Consider the following 26,086-nt stretch of genomic DNA (forward strand, 5'->3'; position numbering starts at 1 on the left):
GCATAAATATGAAAAAGAGACTAATCAATATGATCGTCCTCGCAGGCCTGCTCCCTTTGGCTTGTACGGACAAATTCGATGAGCTGAATACCGACCCTACCAAGTCGTCGGGAGAGACCTTCGATCCGAACCTTTTGTTGCCCACGATCCAGTTCAACCATGCCAATGCAACAGCGGGTTATAACGGTACGATCCTGTTCCAAAGCATGTGGGTGCAGATTCTGTCATCTACTACTTCGGGTGCGGCCAACTACTATTCCAATGCCGATAAGTACGTGATTTCGAGCAACACGAACTCGTACCTGGCGAGCTCCTGGAACACCGGCTACCGCGCAGCCAGCCTTGCTTACGAAATGGAGCAGCTGACGAAGGACAAGCCCGCGCTGGTGAACCTGACCAACATCGCGATCATCATGCAGGTCCAGGCCCTGGCGACCATCACCGACATTTACGGTGATATCCCTTACACCCAGGCATTGCAGGCTAAATCCGGCGTTACACTTCCGGTGTACGACACGCAGGAAAGCATTTACAAATCGATGCTCACCCGGCTGGATGCCGCCATTGCCGCATTGAACCCGGCTGCCGCTATCCCTGCTAACGATTCGTTCGCGAATTACAAAGGCGATATCGGTAAATGGAAGAAGTACGGTTACTCCCTGATGCTGAAACTGGCCATGCGCCTCACCAAAGCCGACCTCGCTACCGCTAAAACCTACGCGGAAAAAGCAGCGGCAGGTGGTGTGTTCACCAGCGTAGCCGACGACGCGTACATTATCATGGACGACGCCAACGGCTATACCAACGGTAACGGTGCCGCATTGTCGACCCCGGCGGATATTTACCAGGTAAGATGGAGCAAAACCATGATCGACTACCTGAAAGCGGGTAACGACCCACGTCTGAGCAAAATCGCCGAGGTGCCTGCGGCAGGATTGGCGGCCAACCAGAGCATTACCAATGCAGGTGATTCCACACCGGCCAACCAGCTCGGCTTGCCGAATGGTTACGATATGAACGGAGGCGCTACCGACATTACCAAAACAGCCGGCTATCCCGGCGGAACCGGTACCGGCGGCGATGTGACGCCGATCGGCAAATACTCGCGCCCGACCGCCATTTACCGTTCAAGAAGCGGACCGATCACCGTGCTCACTTACGCGCAAACCGAATTGCTGCTTGCAGAAGCGGTAACCCGCGGATTCGCCGTAGGCGGAACGGCTGCTGCCCACTACAAAAACGGTTTGTCGGCAGGTATCCAGTCGCTGGGTAAATATGGTGCTGCTGCCGTAATCGACGCAGCAACTGCCGATGCTTATGCGACCGCTCACCCGCTGGATGCTGCCAATGCATTGAAGCAGATCAACGAGCAGTACTGGGCAACAACCGGTATCCTGTTCAACTTCGTGGAGGCATGGAGCAACTGGAAACGTTCAGGCTTCCCTGTGCTGACCCCGATCAACTACGTGGGTAACTTCTCGAACGGGACCATCCCGCGCCGCCAGCCTTACCCAACTACCGAAGCTACTCAGAACAGCGCCAACTACGCAGACGCGATCGGACGTCTGGGCGGCGACAACTGGGTGAACAAAGTTTGGTGGGATAAATAAATAATACGAAAGCGCTAAGAAATATTAATTTTCTTAGCGCTTTCTTCTCAAATCACTGCACTAAGTTTTAACTTCAACTTTCGGTTGAAGTTTTTTATTTTAGTAGTAAATCTTCCTTTCTAAATCGGTACTGCACGCTCAATGAATCACAAGGGTATCCTCTTTTGCCTGCCTGCTTTTTTACTGCTGACATTACATTACACCGACGTCAGGGCGCAGAACCCGTTGTTCCGCCTGCTCGATGCGAAACAAACCGGGATCGATTTCGTGAACCCCATCAGCGAAACCGAGAACCAGAATGTGATGTCCTACGAATATTATTACAATGGCGGCGGTGTCGCGGTCGGGGACATTAACAACGACGGTTTCGAGGATATTTTCTTCACCTCGAACATGGGTTCCAACAAATTATACCTGAACCTCGGCGCTACCGGCGGCAGGATGAAGTTCAAAGACATTACCGCATCCGCCGGCAAGGGCCTCGAAGGCCGCAAAGGCGGCTGGAAAACCGGCGTGACCATGGCCGATGTGAACGGCGACGGCCTGCTGGACATTCATATCTGCTATTCGGGGAAAGTGAAGGACGAAGACCGTAAAAACCAGCTGTTTATCAACCAGGGCAATCTCAAATTCGTCGAACAGGCGAAGGAGTATGGGTTGGACAACTTCTCATACAGCACCCAGGCCGCTTTCTTTGATTACGACAACGATGGCGATCTGGATATGATGCTGCTCAACCATACCACCAAGAAGATCGACAACATGGAGCTCGCCAAGTTCCGTACGCAGACGGACGCGCTCGCGGGCAACAAGCTTTTTGAAAACCGGAAAAACCAATTTGTAGAAGTCACCCAGAAAGCCGGCATACACCAGTACCCGCTCACATTCGGGCTCGGCATTGCCATTGCCGACGTGAACCTCGACGGCTGGCAGGACATTTACGTGACCAACGACTATAACGAACCCGATTACCTCTACATCAACAACCAGGACGGGACATTCAAGGACGTTACCCGCCAGTATTTCCGGCATTTGGCGCAGTTTTCGATGGGTATAGACATTGCCGATTTCAATAACGACGGCCTGCCCGACGTGATGTCGCTCGACATGCTGCCCGAGGACAACCAGCGCCAGAAACTGCTGCAATTGCAGGAAAATTACGAGTCTTTCGAGCTCATGGTCGGCCAGGATTTGCAGAAGCAGTACATGCGCAATATGCTGCAACTGAATAACGGCGACGGGACTTTCAGCGAAATCGCGCAGTTTGCCGGCGTATCGAACACCGATTGGAGCTGGACGCCGTTGTTCGCCGATTTCGATAATGACGGTTATAAAGACCTGTTCGTATCGAACGGCTATCTGAGGGATTACACCAATAAGGATTTTCTCAAATACTGGGGGGACTACAAGATCCGCCGGGCCATCGATAAGGAGCCGTTCCAGCTGATGGACCTCGTGAAAGCGATGCCCTCGACGATGCTGGCCAATTACATTTTCAAAAACAACCGCGACCTCACATTCACCAAAATGCAGCAGGTTTGGGGAATGGACCACGCCTCGGTTTCGAGCGGTGCCGTATACGCCGACCTGGACAACGACGGCGACCTCGACCTGGTGGTGAACAATATCAACGAACCCGCATTTGTATACCAAAACACGGCCAGCGAGGTTAAAAACAGCAACTGGCTTCAACTGAAACTCAAACAAAACGGTGGTAATGCGAGCGGGATAGGAGCGAGGGTTTACCTGAAAAACAACGGCTCGCTGCAATACCAGGAAGTGAGCCCCAACCGTGGTTATCTCTCCTGCACCCCGCTGCGGCTGCATTTCGGGCTCGGCGAATCATCGGCCGTCGATACGGTGAAAATCCTGTGGCCGGATGGTACCGACCAGGTTTTGACGAACGTAAAAGGCAACCAGCTGCTCGTGGTCGAAAAAAGCGGCAGCAAAAAGGCCGAAAAAGGGGAGAAAGAAACGGCCGCATTGTTTGAAAAGCAGCTGCCCGCAATCGCCTACCAGCACGAGGGTTTCAGCGAAAATGATTTCAAACGCCAGCCGCTCATGCTCTCGATGTATTCGCAGACGGGCCCCGTGGTGGCGAAAGGCGATGTGAACAAGGACGGCCTGGACGATATTTTCACAAGTGGCGACCAGAACAAAAAGGCCAAAATCTGGTTGCAGCAGAAAGACGGTACTTTCCGCGAAATGCCGGGTTTTGCGATCGGCGACGAGCAAACGTCGGCCATTTCCGCTGCCCTGTTTTTTGATGCCAATGGGGATGGATTTGATGATTTGTACATTGCCAAAGGCGGCTATTCGATGTTTGAGCCGAATACCGTGGCATTGCAGGACGAGCTCTACCTGAGCGACGGCAAGGGCGGGCTGAACCTCTCGGTACTATCGGTGCCGAATATGAAGGCGAGCAGCAAGTCTTGCGTGCGGCCTTATGATTTTGACAAGGATGGCGACCTCGATTTGTTCGTGGGCGGCCGCATTATCCCCGGCCGCTACCCGGAAGCCCCGGCGTCGTACCTGCTCGTGAACGACGGCAAGGGCCGCTTCGAGGCCCGTGAATCGCCATTTTTCAAGATAGGAATGGTCACCGACGCGCAATGGGGAGACTTGAATGGCGACGGCAAGGCGGAGCTCGTGATCGTAGGTGAAATGATGCCGGTGAAGGTTTTTAGCTTCAATGGGAAGGATTTTGAAGACAAAACAGCCGATTACTTCGCCAACGCGGAGAGCGGTTTTTGGAATACCCTGCAAATCACGGATCTCGACGGCGACGGCAAGCCCGACTTGCTGGCAGGCAACCTCGGCCGGAACTCGCAGATCAAAGCCTCCGACAATGAGCCGGCAGAATTGTACTTCGCCGATTTCGACAAAAATGGCTCCATTGATCCATTTTTTAACTTCTACGTCCAGGGCAAGTCCTACCCGTTCGTGAGCCGCGACGAGCTGAACGACCAGATATACCCGATGCGGAAGAAATTCTCATTCTACCGCGACTATGCGAATGCCAGCATGCCCGACGTGATCCCCGCCGCCGACCTCGCCAATGCCGGCAAGCTGGAAGTGCGCGAGCTGCGGAGCGTATGCTTCATGAACCGCAATGGCCGTTTTGAGAAAATCGCCATGCCTGCGCAAGCGCAGTTCGGGCCCGTATGCGCGATCCTGAGCGGCGACTATAACCACGACGGCCACGCCGACCTGCTGCTTTTGGGCAATAAAACCGATAACCGGCTCAAACTCGGTAGTATGGACGCCAACTACGGCAGCCTGTTCGCGGGCGACGGCAAGGGCGGTTTCCGGTTTGTGGCGCAGCCGCAGTCGGGCTTGTCGGTGCTGGGCGATGTGAAATCCGCGGTACAAGTCCGCATTGGTAACCAGCCATTTATCGTAATCGGTGCATTCAACGAGCCGTTACAGTTTTACAAAAATTCCAGAAAGTAATGCGTCGGATTCTCCTGCTTTTATTGATAGTTTCCCAAACTCTTTTTGCCAAACCTGCGAAGGAAGAGCTGCGCAAGCATTTGCAGCCAGCCGTGTTTTCGGTGACGATGGTGATGATCCACGACGTGGTGAACCCGCCGGCAGCTAGCCGGTTTTACACCTATTGCCTCATGGGCGCACACGAGATCGTGGCACGGAACAACCGGCAGATCGTCGCGCCGACGGTATTTACCAAAAGCATTAACCCTGCTTCCATTGCCGCGAAGGATTACAATTACCAGATCGCCGCGTTGTACTGCATTCTCGAAACGGGCCGGCTGATCATTCCATCGGGCTATATGCTCGAAGAAGATGAGAAAAAGCTTGTGATCGCGTTGCTGCGCGAGGGGCATGCGCAGGCGACGATCGACCAATCGATTGCCGTGGCGCAGGAAGTAGCAAAAAAAATCGCCGCAGACGCCGCTACCGATGGTTATCTCAAACTCAGTACCCGTCTCCGCTACCGTCCGAAAAAAGGCGATGCCTACTGGTACCCGACCCCGCCAGGCTACATCGAGGGCGTGGAGCCGCATTGGAAGACGATCCGTCCGGTGCTGATCGATTCCAGCGCGCAATTCGTGCCCAAGCCGCCGGTGGAATTCAGCAAGGACAGCACCAGCGCATTTTATAAACTGGCCAAAGAAGTGTACGACGCGGGCAAAAACCTGACCGAACCGCAGCGCTTCATCGCTTCGTACTGGGACTGTAACCCATTCGCGATCAACACGTCGGGGCATATGAATATCGGTTTCAAGAAAATCAGTCCGGGAGGGCATTGGATGAACATTACCGGTATTGCCACCACCAAAGCGAACCTCGACCTAGACAAAGGCATCATGGTGCATTCGCTCGTCGCGGCGACGTTGATGGACGCATTCATCAGCTGCTGGGACGAGAAGTACCGGAGCAGCCGGGTGCGCCCGGAGACGGTTATCAACCGGATGATCGACCCGAAATGGCAACCGCTGCTCCAAACACCGCCATTTCCGGAATACACCAGCGGCCATAGCGTCATTTCTACGGCTGTGGCCGAAACGCTGACCTTTTTCCTGGGCGATAACTTTGCATTTCGAGACGATACCGAGGTGATTTTCGACCTCCCGACCCGCGATTTCAAATCGTTCCGTCAGGCTTCGGAGGAAGCGGCCATATCGAGGCTTTACGGCGGCATCCACTACCGCGACGCCATCGAAAACGGCCAGGCGCAGGGCAGGGCCATAGGGACATTTATCGTTGAAAAACTGAAAAAGGCCGGCGTAAAACCGGCGATCTGACATTTTCTGAAACCCGTAAAGCCGAATATGGCCTGAAAATAGTAGTTTTGGGTTCTTGAAATCTCCGCGTTCCGCACAGCTAATGGTCAGATCGTTTGCAGCATTAATACTGGTTTTGGGCATCACGGGCCAATGCGCCTTTGCCCAGGAAGCATCCATTACCGAATGGAAGAAAGACCGGGAAGAGGCATTCGACAGCCCCAAAAAGGCCATCGTGAAGGAAAAGGAAGCCGCCGATCCCGCACTTCCCCGATGGAGTTTCGGCCTGAATGGCGGATATGCCTACCGCCTGTTCCGCGCCGGCCGTGTGGTGAGCCACGATGAGCAGGAGTATTTAAAAGATCTCAAATCCGGTATCGCATTCGGCGGCGACATGGCATATTTTCCCTGGAAACACGTGGGGTTCGGCATTCGCTACGAAATGTACAAGGGCAATGCCGGAATGGATAGCACGCAAAGCGAAAAGGTGACGATCCAGCATCTGAGCGGCGCGGTAATCCACCGCTCTTTTCTTAAAAACGGCAAAACAGCCATCCTTACTTCCCTGCTGCTCGGCTACCAGCCTTACGAAAACAAAAGCGCCGTCAAGGGACAGCCATTCACATTTACGGGCAAAACGATGAACTGGGGCGTCAGCGTCGGTATCGAACAGCCCATCAGTCCGCGGTTCGCCCTCAATCTCACCGGCACCGCCATGATGGGAGCCATCTACCGCCTCCGGCGCAAAACCGAATTCAACACCGAAACGCTGCATTTATCGAAAGACGACAGCGTGGATTTATCCCGGTTTTCGCTGACGATCGGGTTTCGTTTTTTGTGATCCAATCAGATAGTTTATTGCCCTTGATGAAATGAGTGCGCTTTCTGTGCCTGGAAACAGGACAACACAGGATACACTACATTTCATTTATAACTAACTAGGGGAAAAATTGCATTAATCAGTCTTCCTATTATATCCCTTTACTCACTAAGCTTGAACCTTAATCCATTCATCATGAAATTGAAACAATTCTGCATTTGCTTCCTCTTTGCGGCATTTGCAGGGATGATCGCTGTGCAGACGGCGACCGCGCAAGCCGCTAGAAAAGACAAGAAGTCCCAGGGCGGCGCTCCGCTCGTCGTATTCGTTACAGGCGACCACGAGTACAGCGGCGAAGAAACCTTGCCCATCGTAGCCGCCGAGCTCGAAAAGAATTACGGGATGCGCACGATCGTCCTAAAAGCCTACCCTGATCACAACAGCGAAAAGAATATCCCCGGTCTGGAAGCATTGAAGGATGCCGATCTGGCCGTATTTTACCTCCGCTGGCGTCAATTGCCACCCGACCAGCTCGCGCACATAGAGGCCTATCTCAAAACCGGCAAACCGGTGATGGGATTCCGCACGACCACGCACGCATTCAATTTTCCCAAAGGACATGAGAGCGAAAAATGGAACGCTTTCGGCGAATTCGCACTGAATGCGCCTCCGGGATGGGGCGGGGCCGCGAAGCACACGCATTACGGCCATAACAGCAGCACCGACGTGACGGTGATCCCCGAGCAAGCTAAAAATCCGATCCTGACCGGCGTTACCGGCCCTTTCCATGCGCGTTCGTGGCTATACCGCGTGCTGCCCGATTATCCTACCAAAGGCTCTACCTGGCTGCTGATGGGCAAATCGGTGAATCCGGACAAGGAGGCGGTCGAAAACCCGGTGGCCTGGACGGGGACTAACTCGTTCGGCGGTAAAGTGTTCATGACGACGCTCGGTCACCCCGAAGATTTCAGGCAGGAGCCGTTTCAGCGGCTGGTGATCAATGCGATCCATTACGAGCTGGGCCTCAAAATCCCGAAGGAATGGAAGGGCAAAATGGACATCCAGGTGCCTTACCGCGAAGCCAAGTAAGATTTACATAACGCTACCTAAAACCCAATCTAAAATCTTTTCAAATGTCTAAACCCAAAAAAATCAGCGTTTATTCATCGCTCATTGCATTTGGACTGGCAGTGATTGCATTCAGCGCATTCCAGTTGAACCAGCCTGTGCCGGTCAAGATCGGCAAGGGCACGCACATCTCCCTGATCGGCAACAACCTGGGCTCACGGATGATGAACTACGACAATTTCGAAACGGAATTGTATGTACGTTACCCGGACGACAACCTCGTGATCCGCAATATGTGCGACGGCGGCGATACGCCGGGCTTCCGTCCGCATGCGAGCCGCAACACGCCCTGGGCATTCCCCGGCGCCGAGAAATTCCAAACCGAGCTGGCTAACCCGTCGCAAAGCGAAGGCCACCTGGAAACGCCCGACCAATGGCTCACCCGCCTGAAAACGGATGTCATTATTTCGTTTTTCGGGTATAACGAGTCTTTCGAAGGAAAAGCCGGGCTGGCCAACTACAAGGCCGAGCTCGATGCATTCATCAAATGGACATTGCAGCAGAAATACAACGGTACTTCGGCGCCGCAGCTGGTGATCGTTTCGCCGATCGCTTTCGAAGACCTTTCGGCGAAATTCGACCTGCCGAACGGCAAAAAGGAGAATGCCAATCTGCTGCTTTATACCAATGCCATGAAAGAGGTGGCCGATCAGAACAAGGTATTGTTCGTCGACGCATTCACGCCTTCGCAGAAATGGTATGCCGAAACGAAAGAAGACCTGACCATCGATGGTTCGCAGCTGAATGCGGAAGGTTATAAAAAACTGGGAGTGCTGTTGGTGGATAAAATTTTCGGAAAAGGTGCCGCAAAAGCCAAAAGCCGCGAGCTGGTGAAGGCTGCCGTGGACGAGAAGAACTGGATGTGGCACAACGATTTCAAAATCCCGAATGGCGTACACGTGTATGGCCGGCGCTACAATCCATTCGGCCCGGATAACTATCCAGCGGAAATCGAGAAGATCCGCCAGCTGACCGACATTCGCGATCAGGCTATCTGGACGGCAGCTTCGAAAGGTGAAAAGACGGACCTGGCGGCGGCCGACAAGAGTACCCGCACATTGCCGCAGGTGAAAACCAATTTTAACCCGGAGAAAAACGGCAGCCTCACGTACCTGTACGGGAACGACGCATTGGCAAAGCTGAAAGTGCCGGAAGGCTATAAAATAGAGCTGTTTGCTTCGGAGCAGGAGTTCCCCGACCTGGCGAAGCCCATGCAAATGTCGTTCGACAACAAAGGCCGCCTGTGGGTAGCCACCATGCCGAGCTACCCGCATTACAAGCCGGGCGATTCGAAGCCGAACGACAAGATCATCATTTTTGAAGATACCAATAACGACGGCAAGGCCGACAAACAGAGCGTTTTCGCCGATGGGCTGCATTTGCCGCTGGGTTTCGAGATTGCCAAAGAAGGCGTTTACGTTTCGCAGGGCACCAACCTGAAACTGCTGAGCGACACAAACGGCGACGGCAAGGCGGATAAAGAGGAAATCCTGCTGAGCGGTTTCGACGACCACGACACGCACCATAACAGCCACGCATTCACGGTAGACCCGTCGGGTGCGATCTATTCCGGTGAAGGCGTTTTCCTGCATACGAATGTCGAAACGTCCTACGGTCCGGTACGTGCTACCAACGGCGGCTTCTATCGCTATGCACCGCAATTGAAGAAACTGGAAAGAACCGCCCAGCTCTCGATCCCTAACCCGTGGGGTATCGCATTCGACGACTGGGGCCAGCCGTTTTTTGCCGAAACATCCAGCCCGGATGTGCGCTGGATGCTGCCCGGAAGCGTGTTGCCGCGTTACGGTGAGGCCACGCACAAATCGGTACAGCTCGTGGAGGACAAGCACCGTGTACGCCCTACTTCGGGCCTCGAATTTGTTTCGAGCCGGCATTTCCCGGATGATATCCAGGGTGATTTCCTGATCAACAACACCATCGGTTTCCTCGGAACGAAGGAACACACGCTGACCGACGAGGGTACCGGCTACAAAAGCCATCACCGCCAGGACCTGGTCGTGAGCGAGGACCGCAATTTCCGCCCGGTGGATATGGAATTCGCGCCGGATGGCTCCTTGTACGTGATCGACTGGCACAATATCCTTATCGGCCACATGCAGCACAACGCGCGCGACCCGCTGCGTGACCACTCCCACGGCCGTATCTATCGCATTACCTACCCGTCGCGCCCGCTCGTTACGCCTGCGAAGGTCGACGGTGCGAGCATCGAAGAACTGCTCGATAACCTGAAATTGCCAGAATACCGTACCCGCTACCGCACCCGCCGCGAGCTGCGCGGACGCGAGGCATCGCAGGTATTGCCGAAACTGAATGCGTGGGTGGCGAAACTGGACAAAAGCGACCCGCGCTACGAGCATCATTTGCTGGAAGGCCTGTGGGTGAGCTGGGGGATGGACAAGGTGGATCAGAAACTTCTGAAACAGGTATTGAATGCCAAAGACTACCACGCCCGTGCCGCAGCGGTGCAGGTGGTGCGCTATACCGGTCACCAGGTGCCCGATCAGGCCGAACTGCTCACGCAGGCGGCACGCGACGAGAATAGCCGGGTGCGGTTGATGGCGATCGTGGCGGCGTCGTGGATTGGTAAGGAAAAAGGCCTGCCGGTGCTGGCCGAAGCAAAGAAGAAGCCGCTCGATGACTGGACGATCCATGCCTTCGAAGCCGCGGAAGCGCATTTGAAAGGCGAGAACGTGAAGAAAGAGAAGCAGGTAGTGGCCGCTACCAACCTGAAAGGCAACGACCTGATCCTGTTCAACCAGGGAAGGCAGATTTATGCCAAGGAAGGCTATTGCGGCACCTGCCATCAGCCCGACGGCAAAGGTCTGGAAGCATCGGGCTTCCCGCCGCTCGCGGGCCCCTGGATTATGGGCAGCGACGAGCGTCTGATCAAGATCGCCTTGAAGGGCTTGCTGGGGCCTATTGAAGTGAATGGCAAGAAATACCCCGGCCAGGTGCCGATGACGCCGTTCGCGGGCTTGCTCAAAGACGATGAAGTTGCGGCTGTGCTCACATACGTCCGCAATTCATTCGGCAACAAAGGACCGGCCATTTCGCCCGAAAAAGTGAAGCAGGTGCGCGCCGCAACGGAGAGCAAGAAGGATTTTTATTCGCCTGACCAGCTTTTAAAAGAGCATCCATTGGAGAAACTGTAAAGCAAGGCAAGTAATTCTACATCACATATTTGAAGAGCGGAGGATTTTCTTCCGCTCTTCGTTTTTTTATTGCAATTAAATCGTCATTTTTCGGTTACTAACACCTATCCCTATCACATTCTATACGTTAAGGCCATTGCTCATGCTTCGATTTTTATCAGTTGTCGCTATTTGTACGGTTATACTTTTATATTTTCTTTATAATCTCCATTATTCAGTCAATTTTCCCTTTCAGGACGACTTTTTATTCATTCAGTTTATCGAAGCCATTTCCGAAAACAAGGCCGGTTTTGTAGGTGTTGTGAGGGAAATGTTCCGCACTTTTAACGACCATAAAGCGGTGGTTCCCAGATTTATATCACTGATTGAATATTGGATCACCGGGCATTTGAATTTCCGCTTTTACATATTCCTGGTGTCGGTAAATGTGATTTATATTTTCTATTTCATTTACCTCAATTTCAAAAAGGCCAAACTGCCGCTTTACTATTTCGTGCCCGTCCCGTTCCTGTTTTTTCACCCCTTATACCACGAAGTTTCGAGCTGGGCGCTTACCGGTATGCAGCATACGTACCTTACCGCGTTTCTGGTCACCGCCATTACCCTTGCCTCACGCGGGACTTCGGCTGCTTTTTACGGGGCTATGGTATGCTGTTTCCTGGCGACATTCACGCACGGCAACGGCATACTTTCATTTCCGGCGATCATATTCCTTTTCCTTTGCTACAAAGATTTCCGCAAGGCGATTTTGACGGCCATCTTTATGATCATTTGTCTGGCTATATATCTGGCGGGCTATGAATCGGGACAAGCGGTTAATTTGCCGAAAAGTGCGGCTCTATTCTTTTCGTCGTTGTTTGGTTTTGTGGGTTCGGAAATGTCGTTGTGGATGGAACCTGAATTCTTTTCGGCGATCTGGGGGGCGGCGATCATAGGCTGCATGGCGCTCGTAACCATCCGCGTGGCCAGCGTGTATTTCCCAAAACCGGCTGACATCCGGCCGGGTACGATCGAGCTGCTGACGCTTTTTGCATTCATTTTTATTTCGAGTACGGTAGTGGCGCTGTTCCGGTCGTGGGCCGGTACCACCATTGCCAGCCGTTTTCAGCTGTATGCGGCATTGTCGACGGTGATTTTCTACCTGTTTTTACTGTATTACACCGATTTTATGAAAAAGAAATGGGTGTACGTCACGGTATTGACGCTCAGCATATGCTACTGGACTTATTCGCATTACCGGTTTACAAATGTCGTTGCGGCGAAAAGGACCACCTACCTGGCCGATATTTACAACTGGCGGAATACCCGCAATATGTTTTCGGTGGAAAAATCGATCGTGCAATACGGTAATTTCTACCTGCTGCCGGCCTGGGAAAAGGGATTCTTTTCACTCCCCGAGCCAGTGGTGACGAAAGACGAGGTGAATGCGCTGTTCGAAAGCGGCAAGGTGGCGCCGGATTCGACTTTATACCTTGAAACCTGGGATATTCATCGCATTGTGCGGGATGGCGAGGAAGAACTGACCTACTATTTTGTGTCGAGCAATGCCTCCCCGCAGCGCAAGGACTTTTTCGACGACCGTTTTCTCGCATTGAAAAACGACTCGACAGGCGTTACTTACCTGCTCAATGCTACCCCGAAAGTGGAAGCGAGGGCGAACATCGTCACCAGCGGCCATTATTATAAAAACGGTTTCAATACCCAGCTGCGCTACGACGACTTTGCGCCGGGCGTCTATTCGATGGGCATTCTGGATGTTTCGGGCAGCGGGCGCAAGTCATTTTACCGCCTCGACCGTTCGCTGGTATCGACTGGTAACGGGTATGCCCTTCGGTAAACGGGCGTGTCCGCTTACTCGCCTCCAAATGGCGCCTGATCAGTGGTGGCAGGTATCCCGGAAAGCGGACAGCCAACACAGAAATATCATATTTTGGCCCATTAAGCGCCGAACTTCGCATTTGCTCCGAAAGCCGCGGCGAATGGCGGGTTTGCATTAGTTTTTGCTAGGTAAAACCATAAAAAATTCGTATCTTTACGTGCTTAAAAAGCCAGATAATGGTTCTTTTTATCCAAGTGTAAAACAAACTATATGTCAAACGAAGCAGTGCTAGAAGTAAACAGCTATTCGGCTGAAAATATCCAGGTTCTTGAAGGTTTAGAGGCCGTTCGTAAGCGTCCGGCGATGTATATCGGTGATACCGGGTTTAAGGGTGTTCACCACTTGATATGGGAGGTTGTGGATAACTCGATCGACGAAGCCATGGCCGGGTACTGCGACACCATCAACGTTACTGTTGAGAAAAATAATTCGATTACCGTTAAAGACAACGGTCGTGGTATCCCCACCGGGATGCACCCGAAAGAGAACAAATCCGCTCTCGAAGTCGTACTGACGGTCCTTCACGCTGGTGGTAAATTTGACAAAGACACATACAAGGTTTCCGGCGGTTTGCACGGGGTAGGGGTATCCTGCGTGAACGCGCTGTCTATCCATTTGCGCGCAGAAGTACACCGCGAGGGCAAGATATTCGAACAGGAATTCAGCGAAGGCAAGCCGCTTTACGCCACGCGCGTGATCGGCGAGTCGGACAAGACCGGTACGATCATCCACTTCTTGCCGGATGCGACCATCTTCTCCGTAACCGAATTCAAATACGAAACCATTGCTACCCGTCTGCGGGAGCTTTCTTACCTCAATAAGGGCATCCGTATTACGCTGGAAGACAAACGTGAGGAAGAGGAGAACGGCACATTCCGCCAGGAGGAATTTTACTCCGAAGTCGGTCTGAACGAGTTCGTGACTTATCTCGACGCGACCCGCCAACCGCTCATTCCCGAGCCGATCCACATGGAAAGCGACAAAGGCGCCATCCCCGTGGAAGTGGCGATGATGTACAACACGTCGTACAGCGAGAATGTGTTTTCTTATGTGAACAACATCAATACGATTGAAGGCGGTACGCACGTTTCCGGGTTCCGGGCCGCGTTGACCCGTACCTTGAAGAACTACGCCGAGAAATCGGGTATTCTGGCCAAGGAAAAGGTGGAGATCAGCGGTGACGACTTCCGTGAAGGTCTGACAGCCGTTATTTCCATTAAGGTGGCCGAGCCGCAATTTGAAGGCCAGACCAAAACCAAGCTCGGTAACGGTGAAGTAACCGCCGCCGTAAGCCAGGTTGTGGCCGAAATGCTCGATACTTACCTCGACGAACACCCTAAGGAAGCCCGTGTGATCATTGACAAGGTGATCCTGGCTGCCAAAGCCCGTATCGCCGCGAAAAAAGCGCGCGAAATGGTGCAGCGCAAGAACATTCTCACCGGTACCGGACTTCCCGGAAAGCTTTCCGACTGCTCCGAAACCGATCCGAATGTGTGCGAACTGTACCTCGTCGAGGGGGACTCGGCGGGTGGAACAGCCAAGCAAGGTCGTAACCGCGCATTCCAGGCGATCCTTCCGCTGCGTGGTAAGATCCTGAACGTGGAGAAAGCGCAGGAATACAAGATCTACGAAAACGAAGAGATCAAGAACATGTTCACTGCCATGGGCGTGCAGATCGGTAAGGACGGCGACGAGCGCGCACTGAACATCGATAAGCTGCGTTACCACAAGATCGTGATCATGACCGATGCCGATATCGATGGCAGCCACATCCGTACGCTGATCCTGACATTCTTCTTCCGTTATATGAAGATTTTGATCGACAACGGATATATCTACATCGCCCAGCCGCCATTGTACCTCGTGAAAAAAGGCAAGGAAGAGCGCTACTGCTGGACCGAGCAACAACGTGAGGAGGCGATCCGCGAGATTGCCGCCGGCAAGGAAGACTCGGTGAACGTGCAGCGTTACAAAGGTCTTGGAGAAATGAATGCGGAACAGCTGTGGGAAACGACGATGAACCCGGAACGAAGAAGTTTGAAACAGGTTTCTGTGGAATCCGCTGCCGAGGCCGATCACCTGTTCTCGATGCTGATGGGCGATGAAGTAGCCCCCCGCCGCGATTTTATCGAGAAAAATGCGAAGTACGCCCGTGTAGACGTGTAGTCATTAGCTTAAACCGCAATAGGGAAACGGATGGCTGTGAAACACGGTCATCCGTTTCTTTTTTGGAACGAAAATTTAACACAAACTTCATCGGCCCGAAAACAATAGATTGTTTAGATTCGTTGAATTTTTATTGCCATCCTGATACACCTTTTTAATAGCATAACGTTATGTCCGGCTCATCCGACAATATATATAGCAACGAAAAACGAAGTAAGCTGACCAACCTGTTCGCCCTGTTCAAAAGCCCGAAAGAACCGGCTGCGGCGGAGGATAGCAAGGTGGTGAGCTCGTCGGAAAAGGCAAATACCCAAATGCAGCAGAGCGACCTCATCAGCAGGGACCTTAGCTGGCTGAAATTCAACGACCGCGTGCTCGATCAGGCTACCAATGAAGACCGCAACCTGTTCGACCGCCTCAAATTCCTCGCCATTACCGCTTCCAACCTCGACGAGTTTTTCACGATCCGGGTAGGAAGCCTTTATAATTATCTCGATTTCGGGAAAGAACGCCTCGATTACTCCGGCCTGCGTGAAATACCTTTCCGCAAGGTGCTCATGAAGGAACTGCATGATTTTGTGCGCCGCCAGAACGAATGCTACAAAGAACAGCTGATGCCGCTTTTCCCGAAACATGGTTTCCGGATGATCGGCATGGACGAGCTGAGTAAAGAAGAGGAAACGGCCGTGGAGGCGTATTTCGAACGCACGGTGTACCCGATGCTTACGCCGATGCTTTTCGATTACACGCACGCATTCCCCGTGCTGCTCGCGAAAGTGCTCATCCTGGGCGTGATTACGCAGGTGAAAGGAACGACGTCCGAAGAAGACCGCAAGCTGTCGTTCGTGCAGCTGCCGCAAAACCTGCCGCGTTTTTACGTGATCGATCGCGACGAGGAATTGCTTTTCCTTCCCATCGAGCTGATTGCCAAAGCGCATGTGAATAAGCTGTACCGGAATGTCGATATCGTGTCTACCAACCTTTTCCGCATTAGCCGCAATGGTGATTTTACATTGGAAGAAAGCGACGATATCGAAGCGGATTTTATCGACGAGATCAAACAGAAGATCAAGGGACGCCGTCTGGGACGTGTGGTGCAGGTTTCCATCGAGCCCGATTCTAACCCGGACCTTTTGAACCTGATCAAAAAACGCTGGGAAATCGACGACCATAATGTGTTCCTTATCGACGGATTGATCGACTACACGGCGCTGTGGAGCATTATCAGGCATCCTGAGTTCAAGGACCAGATCCCGCCGATCCACCCGCCGGTGCCGCCGCTGGGCCTCGACCGGGAGCGCATTCCCGATATTTTCGAAGTGATGCGTGAACGGGACATTCTGCTGCACCATCCTTATAACAACTTCGAACCGGTATTGCAGCTGCTCGAACAGGCAGCGGAAGATCCCAAGGTGCTTTCCATCAAGCTGACCATTTACCGGCTTGCCAAAAATTCCCGTGTGACCGAGGCATTGCTCCGGGCGGCGGAGAATGGCAAACACGTGGCGGTATTATTCGAGGTGAAAGCGCGATTTGACGAGGAAAATAACATCCGCGAAGCGCAGCGTCTGCAAAAAGCCGGCTGTTTCGTCATTTACGGCATAGGCTTGCTTAAAACGCATACGAAACTGCTTCTCATCGTCCGCAATGAGGGCAGCCAGGTACTGCGGTACGCGCACTTGTCGAGCGGTAACTATAATGAAGATACTTCGAGGCTGTACACCGACACCGGCCTGCTGACTTCCAATGAAGAATACACGCACGATATTTCCGAGTTTTTCAATGTCATCACAGGCCATTCGATCCCTTCGGAATACCAGAACCTTATCACGGCCCCGCGCTACATGCGTGCGAAGCTGATCGAGCTGATCCAGCAGGAGGCAGAGAATGCGAAGGCGGGACTGAAAAGTGGTATTTGTATTAAAATTAACTCCCTGGAAGACCGCGACACGATTTATGAACTATACAAAGCATCTGAAGCAGGTGTTCCTATTCGCCTGATTGTAAGAGGAATGTGTTGTCTGCGGCCAAAACGCAAAGGTTTGAGCGAGAACATTACCGTTCGCTCGCTGGTAGGCGACTTTTTGGAGCACTCCCGCATTTTCTACTTTCATCAGAATGGTAACCCGCTCGTGTACGGCGGCAGTGCGGATGCGATGGTACGCAGTTTCGACAAGCGTATCGAGTCGCTGTTCAAGCTCGTGGACCCGCGCGTGCGCCAGGAAGCGATCCACATTCTGTATTACAGTTTGCAGGATAATGTGAACGCCTACGAATTGCAGGAGGACGGCAACTATATCAAATGCGAGATCGAGAATGGCCGCGAGCCGTTGAACGTGCATCAGGCGTTCTACAACGTTACGCTGGACCAGGTGATGGCTACACAGCTTTTCGAAGAAGAAGACCGGCGCATTGAGGCTGCTGCACTGGCCTCGCCGGAAGAAAAAACTTCCGAGCCCGCTGATGCAAGCCCGGAAGTACAGGAGGTTAATGCTGAAAAGTGATTATTCTTTGTAAAAAACACGCTTGACGCGGTCGCCAATGCCCGTCAGGATCTCATAGGGGATGGTGTTGATGGTTTTCGCAAGTTCCGTAATAGGCACTTCCTTTCCGAAAACGATCACTTCATCCCCTTCTTCTACCTGAGCATCGCTGACGTCGATCATCGTCATGTCCATACAAATGTTGCCGATGGTAGGGCACAATGTGCCGTTCACCCATACTTTACCCACGCCGTTACCGAGGCCGCGGTCGTAGCCGTCGGCATACCCGATGGCGAGCGTCGCGATGGCCGAATCGTGATCCACAACGCCTTTGCGGCTGTAACCTACCGTTTCACCGGAAGTCAGGTATTTGATCTGCGACACAATCGTTTTCAGCGTCCCCACCGACTGCAATGCGCGCTGATCCTGGCCGGTGGCTTCCACGCCGTAGAGGCCAATGCCAAGGCGCACCATATCTAGGCGGTATTCCGGGAAGCGTACGATGCCCGCGGAATTGAGGATATGTTTAATGGTTTTATAGCCTAATGTGCGCTCGATCAGCGCCACGCCTTCACTGAATTGCGCATATTGCTGTCTCGAAAATTCGTTGTGTACGCCCTCGTCGGCACCTACCAGGTGTGAGAATATACTCGCTACTTTCAGAGCGGGATTCTGCCGGAGCTGCATTACCAGCCATTCGTAATCGTCTTTCACAAAACCCAGCCGATGCATGCCCGTATCCAGTTTCAAATGTACGGACGGCGTATTGGCCGGCTCGCCTTTGCGCGTAATGTATTCCACCCAGTCGATGAGCATGCGGCGGCTGTAAATTTCGGGTTCCAGCTTGTATTGCCATAGCAGGTCGAAGGTTGGCAAAGTGGCATTCATAACCATGATCGGCAGCGTGATGCCGCTTTGGCGGAGCATTACGCCCTCGTCGGTATAGGCCACGCCGAGGTAATCCACGCGGTGGTATTGCAGCAACGCCGCTACTTCGGAGCTGCCGCTGCCATAGGCAAATGCTTTGACCATCGCCATGACTTTGGTACCCTGGCCGGCCCTTGCCCGGTAGTAGTTGAGGTTATGCACCAATGCATCCAGGTTGATTTCCAGGACGGTATCGTGTGCTTTCTGCTGAATGCGGTGCACGATTTGCTCGAAAGAGAACGGCCGCGCGCCCTTCACGAGCACGAGCGTATCCGCGAGCGTGTGGAATGCGAAGGTTTTGAGGAAGCTGTCGGTATCGTCGTAAAACTCCTGTTCGGAGATATCGAACAGCGCAGCCTGGCTGCTGATTTGTTTTCCAATGCCGATCAGTCGGTCGATGCCTTTTTCGCTGAGCAGGCGGGAAACCATTTTGTACAATTCGGTCGGCGTCTGTCCGGTCTGGAGGACGTCGGAGAGGATCACGGTTTTACGGTTGCGCTGCTCCTGCTGCGCGAGGAAGTTCAGCGCCATCGAGAGTCCCTGCAAGTCGTTATTGTAGGCGTCGTCGATGATGTAGGAGTGGTTGATACCCTCTTTGAGCTCCAAACGCATGGATACCGGTTTCAGCAGCAGCACCCTTTCCTGGATCACGGCCGGTTCGAGGCCGAAATCGAGCAGGAATACAATGCAATGCGTGAGGTTTTCGAGGGAGGCATCGTCGCGGAAGCCGGTTTCGAAACTGTGAATGCCCAGCTTGCCGGTGAGCGAAATGACCGTTTTGTCTTTCTGCGGGTTGAATGTCACCTGCACATGCGAGCCGGAATAGTTGCTGCCCCAGCTCAGCGTTTCCAGAAACGGGTTGACCGGTTTGAGGATCAGGCTGATTTCCTCGTCTATTTCGTGGTAATCTTTCCGGTAAATGAGTTTTTTGACCTTTGTAAAAAGGCGAAGCTTCTCGGTGATCTTCTGTTTGCGGCTTCGGAAACCATCGTCGTGGGCGGGGCCGATATTGGTAAAAATGCCGACGGTCGGCTGCATTACCGGTTGCAGGTATTCCATTTCGTGGGCTTTGGAAATGCCCGCCTCGAATATCGCCAGCGAATGCTCTTTGCTCAGATTCCACACCGAAAGCGGCACGCCGATCTGCGAATTGTAGCTTTTCGGGCTCGCTACAATGCTCCGGCCGGGGGACAGTAGCTGCACGAGCCATTCTTTCACGATCGTCTTGCCGTTGCTCCCCGCAATGCCCACCACCGGAATATCAAACTGTTTCCTTTTCGCCGCCACCAGCTGCTGCAATGCCCGGATGCTGGACGCTACTACCCATATCTGCGCATCGTTCCACGCCGAGGCCGTTTCCCGCAGTTCGCCCGTAAATGCGGCTTCCTCTACTACGAACTCGCGCACGCCCGCCGCGTAAAGCTCGGTAATGAAGCGGTGGCCGTCATGGCGCTCGCCTTTGATCGCAAAAAAGATACTTTGTCCGGGGAAGGAAACCTGCCGGCTGTCGGTCAGGATGTACTGGGCTTGTGTAGTTACAACAGGGGACGTATTAACAGTAAGACTCATTCCAATGCGCGTTAATCAGAGCACAAAGGTATCAATCCTACATCCATTTTTTCGATTTGAAATAAAATATCATCCCCACCGTCACGGCTACCATGAGTCCCCATACGTAGTAGTAACCGTTCGGATCTTTCAGCTCTGGCATAAACTCGAAATTCATCCCGTAAACGCCCACAATGAACGTCAGCGGCATGAAAACGGCCGAGAAAATGGTAAGCGTTTTCATCACCTGGTTCATGCGGTTGCTGATGGTCGACAAATGCACGTCCACCAAACTCGCCACGAGCTCCCGGTAGGAGTCGATCGTGTCCAGTACCTGCATAATGTGGTCGTAAAGGTCCCGGTAGTAGGGGATCACGTCGCGGCCTATCCGCATATTGTCCTCGCGGATGAGCTGGTTCACCATGTCGCGGAGCGGCCAGATCTGCCGGCGGGCGAGGGTAAGTTCACGTTTTAATGCGTACATGTCTTTCAGCGAAAGTTCCTGCACGCCGCGAATCACCTGGTCTTCGGTGGCGTCGAGGGCGTCGCCCAGCTTTTCGAGCACGATGAAGTAGTTGTCCACCACGACGTCCATCAATGCAAAAAGCAGGTAATCGGGCCCGTTGCGGCGGGTCTTGCCGACGGACGCTTCCAGCCGGTTTTCGACGGACGTGAAAATGTCGCTCGTCAGCTCTTCCTGGAACGAGAGCACGTAATTGTTACCCATTACAAAACTTACATGCTCCGCCGAAATGCTGATCGGAGATTCCGAATCGACGTGAAGCATTTTCAGGGTCAGGAACAAATGCCCCGTGTCGTACAATTCCAGCTTGGGCTTATGCTCGGTATTGACGACATCTTCCAGGAGCAGCGGGTGCAAATGATAGAATGCCCCGAGCTTGGCAATGAGCTCTGTTTCGTGGATACCGTCCACATTGAGCCAGGTAATGAAGTTCTCGCCATTCTCCGCCGCACGGCATTCTTCCAGCGTTTTCACCGTCTCCTCCTTGTACATATGCTCATTATACCTGATCCGGCGGATCTTGGTTTTCATCCCAATATCCGGACCAATGTAAGTAAGCGTGCCTGGCGAAGTGAGCAGGCCACGCTTACGGTACTTTTTGGATTTTCGGCTGCCGTTGCGGGTGCCGCCGCCATTTGCGTGGCCCCCGTTCGGCTTGTTGCTGGCGTCTGTCCTGTTCAAAACGGATGCTATTTGAGGTGAAACACCAGCAAAGGTACATGCGTATCGACCACGAGCTTGCGGGTAATGCTCGGATTAATCAGATATTCTTCAATAAACGACCGCTCGCGTGTGGACATGATCAGCAGATCGGCCTTCACTTCGTCGCAATACGCCTCGATGCCGTCGAGCACGTGTTTGTTTTCGCGGATCGCGATCTGTTCGTCGGAGATGGTGAAATGCGAACGGATTTCGGTAATGTATTGGTTGTCAGGCTGAATATCGGGCTGTGTGTCGGAATTTACTTTGAGTAATGTAAGCTTCGCGCCCAGGTGGTTGATCAATACAAATACTTCGCGGAGGATGTTATTCTCCTCGTATTCGAACTGTGTGGCATACACGACATTCCTGAAACTGCTCAGTTCCACCTGCGGCGGTACCACCAGCACGGGGCAGGGCGAGTTCAATGCAATGTGGGTTGCGGAGCTGCCGATGAGTTTGTCGAGAAACCCGCCGGTACCGGTCCGTCCGATCACGATCATGTCGGGCACATGGTCGTCGATGGCCTCTTCGATGGCCGATTGCACGCTGCCGAGCGCCCAGATGGCCTTGGCGTTATAGCCTTCTGCAACGAGGTCGCCGGCATACCCGTCGAGGCGTTTATGGTATTCTTCTTCGAGCTCGGTGGTCATCGTCAGGAAATCGGCGCCTCCGATGCCGGGCATTACATTACCGGGCGTCACGTTCACATCGGCGATATAGGGTTGGTAGGCGTGGAGGATCAGCAGTTCCGTCACGTCTTTTTCGGCGATCAACTTGGCGGCGGCCAGGGCGCGCTCGGCATTTTCAGAAAAGTCGATAGCCACTAATATGCTTCTCATGGGCGGTCACGTTTTGTTTTGGGTATGGATTTGTCCCAACATATCGATTTTAGTAACCGGAATCAAGGACTTTGGTCATCTTTTGGCGGCAGGCGCACTTCTGCGAAAGATTTAATATTCCGGTAATTCCCATAGTGTCAATTTTTATGCCAAATTGGGTCCGGATTCGTGCATTTCCGGCCGTTTGCCCGCCGGTATCCTCGTTACTTTTTGTATTTGTCCAATACCCTTACAGTTTTTAAGTAAACGAGTGTTTATTTTATAATTTCTCTTCTGTTTAGTACAAACGTTCATTCTTATTGTTCAAAACATAATTAAATTCTGTGTTTTGTGTAAAATGCATTGGTTGCGTTGACAATCATTAATTTGATTTTTTATAAGTTTACCGTTACAAACTAATTTAGGATTCCAAATTCCCTGTATGAAGAGCAAGATTACCACTATCAATATCGTGCTGGTTACCATTGCCGCGATAGCTTCCGTGTTAAGTGCTTACGACATTGTGCCGTTGTCTGATAGTGTGCTGATCGGCCTCCGCTGGCTGGCGCTCGCCAGTCTGGTCGTGTACGCGATCATCAAAAAGAACCTTACCACTTCCATCCTGATTTCGATGCTCGTCGGCACGGAGATCGGCTACGACTTCCCGAAAATGGGTACGGAGCTGCATTTCCTTCGCCAGATCTTCCTTCAGATGATCAAAACGGTGATCGCGCCGCTGCTTTTCGCTACGCTCGTGACCGGTATCGCCGGCCATTCCGACCTGAAACAGGTAGGCCGCATGGGCTGGAAATCGCTGTTGTATTTCGAAGTCGTTACCACATTCGCATTGATCATCGGCCTGGTGTTTGCCAACTGGTTCAAACCCGGTGTCGGTATAGTTCCGCCGGAAAGCCTCAATGCGACACTGCCGAAGGTGAACCAGCAAACCTGGCAGGAAATCGTGCTGCACTCGTTCCCGGAGAATGTCGCCAAATCCATTTACCATGGCGAAGTGTTGCAGATCGTCGTTTTCAGCGTGCTGTTCGGCATTAGCCTGGCATTGCTGCCGGCTGCCAAGAAGGAGAAATTCGTTCACGGCGTGGAGCTGCTGGCCGAGGTGATGTTCAAGTTTACCAAAATCATCATGTATTTCGCACCGATCGGGGTAGGGGCTGCTATTGCCGAAACGGTGGGCCATATGGGTATCGATGTTTTGAAAAACCTCGCATTGCTGCTCGCTACCTTATATTGTGCATTAATCGTCTTCATCCTCGTTGTATTCGTACCGGTGGCCATGATCGCGCGTATCCCGGTGATCAAATTTGCGAAAGCCATTTTCGAACCGGTTTCCATTGCATTCGCAACGACCAGCTCCGAATCCGCCTTGCCCAAGGCGATGGAGAAAATGGAGAAGTTCGGCGTGCCGCGGCAGATCGTATCTTTCGTCATGCCAACGGGTTACAGCTTCAATCTCGACGGTTCTACCTTGTACCTCGCATTGGCGACGGTGTTCGTAGCGCAGGCCACCGGCACCGAAATGTCGATCGGGCAGCAGTTTACGATGGTATTGCTGCTGATGCTTACCAGCAAGGGCGTGGCGGGTATCCCGCGGGCTACTTTGGTGATATTGTTGGGCGCGATCGCTAACTTTGGCATGCCCGAATGGCCTGTATTGCTGATCATGGGGATCGACGAACTGATGGATATGGCCCGGACGTCGGTGAACGTGACCGGGAACTGTCTGGCTACCGCCGTGATTGCCCGTTGGGAAGGCGAGCTCGATGATCAGAAAATGCACGATTCGGACAAGGTGGTGCCGCAGCCCGAAACCACCGAAGTATAGTATCCGTTCATTTTCAGAGTAAATTTTATGTTGACGCTTTACGGAATCCCCAATTGCGATACCATTAAAAAAGCCCGCACCTGGCTCGATAAAAATAAGGTGGCCTACCAGTTTTACGATTACAGAAAAGACGGCATCAGCCCGGAAAAAGTAGCGAGCTGGTTCAGCGAATTCCCGTGGGAGAAGGTTTTGAACAAAGCTTCCACCACCTGGAAAGAGCTAAGCGATGCGGAAAAAGCGAAGGTGACCGACGCCAAATCTGCCGCAAAACTGCTTTCCACGAACCCGACGGCCATTAAACGCCCGGTAGTGGAAGATGAAAACGGCAAAGCGCTCACGCTGGGTTTCAACGAAAAGGTCTACGAAGAAACCTATCTCAAATAGGTTTCACGCATACGATCACGACTTTGGTCTGATCGGCGAGGGTGGTGGCGAACAGGTAATGGTCGCCACCATCTTTTAGTTTCCACTTCTTCCTTAATTCTTCGGGTTTCGCGGGGAAATTCCGGACGGTAATGTTCGCCTTGTCACCCGGAATATGCTGCGAAATCTCCCGGATGTCGGGCTTACAAACGGCCACGATCCTGAAACTGCGGCCGGGGAAATCAGTTACCAATGCTTCGGAAGTGTAAAGCTGGCTGTGTATGGCGAGTTTCTGCATTGGAAACCGCGTACACGATGTCTTGAATGCACCCGCTTTCAGCACGGCGGCGTGCGGTTCATATAAATAGCCCAGCGGTTTGGAGTAGCGTACTAATGCATTGCGCTCCTCTTCACGGTCGAAATCCAGCTGATGCAGCGGCTTTCCGGTGTGGTCCAAAATCCTGACTTTGATTTTAAAATCCCGCTCCGGCATGTCCCGGTCGAGGACGAACAGCAGCTCCTTGCATTCCTGCTCGTAGCCCATAACGTGCACTTCTTTCAGTTTTTTCAGCTCTTTCGACGCTAGATCGATGTCGAGCAGGGGGGAGGTTTTGATGAGAATATTCGGCGCTGCCTGGAAGAGTAATGCCAGGTTACCGGCCACATCGGGCGTACAATCGGCGAGGCGCACTACTTTTTCCTTGTTGGCGTCGCGGCGGGCCGGGTCGGCGTAGAGCCAGTCGGCAGTAAGGCCGCTTCCCAATGCATGCAGTGACTCGCCCGCGTGTACGTGAATGCGCGTCGCGCCCAGCTGTGCGAAGTTGTATGCCGCGGAGGATGCTACGTCGGGTTGTTGTTCGAAATAATGCGCTTCCGCGAAGCTGCGGCTCATATAATAGCAGTCGATGCCCATGCCGCCGGTAATGTCGGTCAGCGTTTGGCCGGACACAATACTTGCCTTATACAATGCCGTGGCTTCGGAAGAGCATTGCTCCACCGACAATGCTGGCGGGAATATGAGCCGTTCGTTGGCCGACCATTCGGGCAGCTTCTTCGATGCCTTCTGCCGCGACTGGACCTGGGCCGCGAGTTTCTTCACATCGAGCCCCCTGAACTTCCCTGCTTTGAGGATGAGATCGCCCGGGTTATCGTGCAGATGTTCGCGGATAAATGCGATCTCATCTTCCGTAAAACCGGCCTGAATGCCGTCCGTTGCCCCTGTTTCCTTACCTGTACCCATTTGTTCAACTGGTTCGAATTCCGAAAGTACGTCATTTTTGCCGGGGAGCGGCAATGCGGATGCCGTGAAAGATCAATTTGAAATATTATCAGAATCATAACAATTACTGATTTTCCGC

Annotated in this window: 15 protein-coding genes; 11 read left to right on the plus strand and 4 right to left on the minus strand. The window is 52.8% G+C overall.

Annotated features, from left to right (window positions below; genetic code table 11):
- Window positions 1-8: 8 nt before the first annotated feature.
- From H144_RS0112310 to ppk1, 9 genes are all read left to right on the plus strand, one after another.
- Complete coding sequence (locus tag H144_RS0112310) at window positions 9-1,610, plus strand: SusD/RagB family nutrient-binding outer membrane lipoprotein (RefSeq protein WP_026350637.1); 1,602 nt, start codon at window positions 9-11, stop codon at window positions 1,608-1,610.
- 141 nt (window positions 1,611-1,751) lie between these two features.
- Entirely contained in the window at window positions 1,752-5,063 is a 3,312-nt protein-coding gene (locus H144_RS0112315) for a VCBS repeat-containing protein (protein ID WP_019942371.1), read from the plus strand.
- Window positions 5,063-6,376: a vanadium-dependent haloperoxidase gene (locus H144_RS0112320; RefSeq protein ID WP_019942372.1), complete on the plus strand. Its 1,314-nt coding sequence runs from the start codon at window positions 5,063-5,065 to the stop codon at window positions 6,374-6,376. Before H144_RS0112315 ends, H144_RS0112320 begins: the two co-directional genes overlap by 1 nt.
- Window positions 6,377-6,458: 82 nt before the next feature.
- A complete protein-coding gene (locus tag H144_RS0112325) occupies window positions 6,459-7,196 on the plus strand; it encodes a hypothetical protein (RefSeq protein WP_019942373.1) in 738 nt (245 codons plus the stop codon).
- 174 nt (window positions 7,197-7,370) lie between these two features.
- A complete protein-coding gene (locus tag H144_RS0112330) occupies window positions 7,371-8,264 on the plus strand; it encodes a ThuA domain-containing protein (RefSeq protein ID WP_019942374.1) in 894 nt (297 codons plus the stop codon).
- A 44-nt stretch (window positions 8,265-8,308) separates the two neighbouring features.
- Window positions 8,309-11,476, plus strand: a complete 3,168-nt coding sequence (locus H144_RS0112335; protein ID WP_019942375.1) for a PVC-type heme-binding CxxCH protein — start codon at window positions 8,309-8,311, stop codon at window positions 11,474-11,476.
- Window positions 11,477-11,864: 388 nt separating this feature from the next.
- A complete protein-coding gene (locus H144_RS0112340) occupies window positions 11,865-13,313 on the plus strand; it encodes a hypothetical protein (protein ID WP_229207891.1) in 1,449 nt (482 codons plus the stop codon).
- 252 nt (window positions 13,314-13,565) lie between these two features.
- On the plus strand, window positions 13,566-15,521 hold the full coding sequence (gene gyrB / locus H144_RS0112345) for a DNA topoisomerase (ATP-hydrolyzing) subunit B (RefSeq protein ID WP_019942377.1): 1,956 nt from the start codon (window positions 13,566-13,568) through the stop codon (window positions 15,519-15,521).
- A 170-nt stretch (window positions 15,522-15,691) separates the two neighbouring features.
- Window positions 15,692-18,025: a polyphosphate kinase 1 gene (ppk1, locus tag H144_RS0112350; protein WP_019942378.1), complete on the plus strand. Its 2,334-nt coding sequence runs from the start codon at window positions 15,692-15,694 to the stop codon at window positions 18,023-18,025.
- Here the strand turns inward: ppk1 and H144_RS0112355 are convergent, their stop codons facing one another.
- Genes H144_RS0112355 through H144_RS0112365 form a run of 3 tightly spaced genes read right to left on the minus strand, consistent with a single transcriptional unit; the run spans window position 18,026 to window position 22,543 of the window.
- Window positions 18,026-20,500: a bifunctional UDP-N-acetylmuramoyl-tripeptide:D-alanyl-D-alanine ligase/alanine racemase gene (locus H144_RS0112355; protein ID WP_019942379.1), complete on the minus strand. Its 2,475-nt coding sequence runs from the start codon at window positions 20,498-20,500 to the stop codon at window positions 18,026-18,028.
- 37 nt (window positions 20,501-20,537) lie between these two features.
- Window positions 20,538-21,683 (minus strand): magnesium/cobalt transporter CorA, encoded by a 1,146-nt coding sequence (gene corA / locus H144_RS0112360; RefSeq protein ID WP_019942380.1) that lies wholly within the window; start codon window positions 21,681-21,683, stop codon window positions 20,538-20,540.
- 8 nt (window positions 21,684-21,691) lie between these two features.
- Window positions 21,692-22,543 (minus strand): universal stress protein, encoded by an 852-nt coding sequence (locus H144_RS0112365; protein ID WP_019942381.1) that lies wholly within the window; start codon window positions 22,541-22,543, stop codon window positions 21,692-21,694.
- A gap of 421 nt (window positions 22,544-22,964) precedes the next feature.
- Here H144_RS0112365 and H144_RS31755 point away from each other — a divergent pair, with 421 nt between their 5' ends.
- Window positions 22,965-24,365, plus strand: coding sequence for a dicarboxylate/amino acid:cation symporter (locus tag H144_RS31755; RefSeq protein ID WP_019942383.1), 1,401 nt, complete (start codon window positions 22,965-22,967; stop codon window positions 24,363-24,365).
- A gap of 27 nt (window positions 24,366-24,392) precedes the next feature.
- On the plus strand, window positions 24,393-24,749 hold the full coding sequence (locus H144_RS0112380; protein WP_019942384.1) for an ArsC family reductase: 357 nt from the start codon (window positions 24,393-24,395) through the stop codon (window positions 24,747-24,749).
- On the opposite strand, the gene H144_RS0112385 is transcribed toward H144_RS0112380, so the two are convergent.
- Window positions 24,742-25,968 carry a THUMP-like domain-containing protein gene (locus H144_RS0112385; RefSeq protein ID WP_051100111.1) on the minus strand — a complete coding sequence of 409 codons (1,227 nt, stop codon included), beginning with the start codon at window positions 25,966-25,968 and terminating at the stop codon, window positions 24,742-24,744. The genes H144_RS0112380 and H144_RS0112385 overlap by 8 nt on opposite strands.
- Window positions 25,969-26,086 lie beyond the last annotated feature (118 nt).

The organism is Dyadobacter beijingensis DSM 21582 (assembly GCF_000382205.1).
Lineage (GTDB): Bacteria > Bacteroidota > Bacteroidia > Cytophagales > Spirosomataceae > Dyadobacter > Dyadobacter beijingensis.

Bases quoted from the DNA above. Each gene is read 5' to 3' on its own strand.
- H144_RS0112310 (WP_026350637.1), top strand. From the start codon at position 9: ATGAAAAAGAGACTAATCAATATGATCGTCCTCGCAGGCCTGCTCCCT.
- H144_RS0112315 (WP_019942371.1), top strand. From the start codon at position 1,752: ATGAATCACAAGGGTATCCTCTTTTGCCTGCCTGCTTTTTTACTGCTG.
- H144_RS0112320 (WP_019942372.1), top strand. From the start codon at position 5,063: ATGCGTCGGATTCTCCTGCTTTTATTGATAGTTTCCCAAACTCTTTTT.
- H144_RS0112325 (WP_019942373.1), top strand. From the start codon at position 6,459: ATGGTCAGATCGTTTGCAGCATTAATACTGGTTTTGGGCATCACGGGC.
- H144_RS0112330 (WP_019942374.1), top strand. From the start codon at position 7,371: ATGAAATTGAAACAATTCTGCATTTGCTTCCTCTTTGCGGCATTTGCA.
- H144_RS0112335 (WP_019942375.1), top strand. From the start codon at position 8,309: ATGTCTAAACCCAAAAAAATCAGCGTTTATTCATCGCTCATTGCATTT.
- gyrB (WP_019942377.1), top strand. From the start codon at position 13,566: ATGTCAAACGAAGCAGTGCTAGAAGTAAACAGCTATTCGGCTGAAAAT.
- ppk1 (WP_019942378.1), top strand. From the start codon at position 15,692: ATGTCCGGCTCATCCGACAATATATATAGCAACGAAAAACGAAGTAAG.
- H144_RS0112355 (WP_019942379.1), bottom strand. From the start codon at position 20,500: ATGAGTCTTACTGTTAATACGTCCCCTGTTGTAACTACACAAGCCCAG.
- H144_RS0112365 (WP_019942381.1), bottom strand. From the start codon at position 22,543: ATGAGAAGCATATTAGTGGCTATCGACTTTTCTGAAAATGCCGAGCGC.
- H144_RS31755 (WP_019942383.1), top strand. From the start codon at position 22,965: ATGAAGAGCAAGATTACCACTATCAATATCGTGCTGGTTACCATTGCC.
- H144_RS0112380 (WP_019942384.1), top strand. From the start codon at position 24,393: ATGTTGACGCTTTACGGAATCCCCAATTGCGATACCATTAAAAAAGCC.
- H144_RS0112385 (WP_051100111.1), bottom strand. From the start codon at position 25,968: ATGGGTACAGGTAAGGAAACAGGGGCAACGGACGGCATTCAGGCCGGT.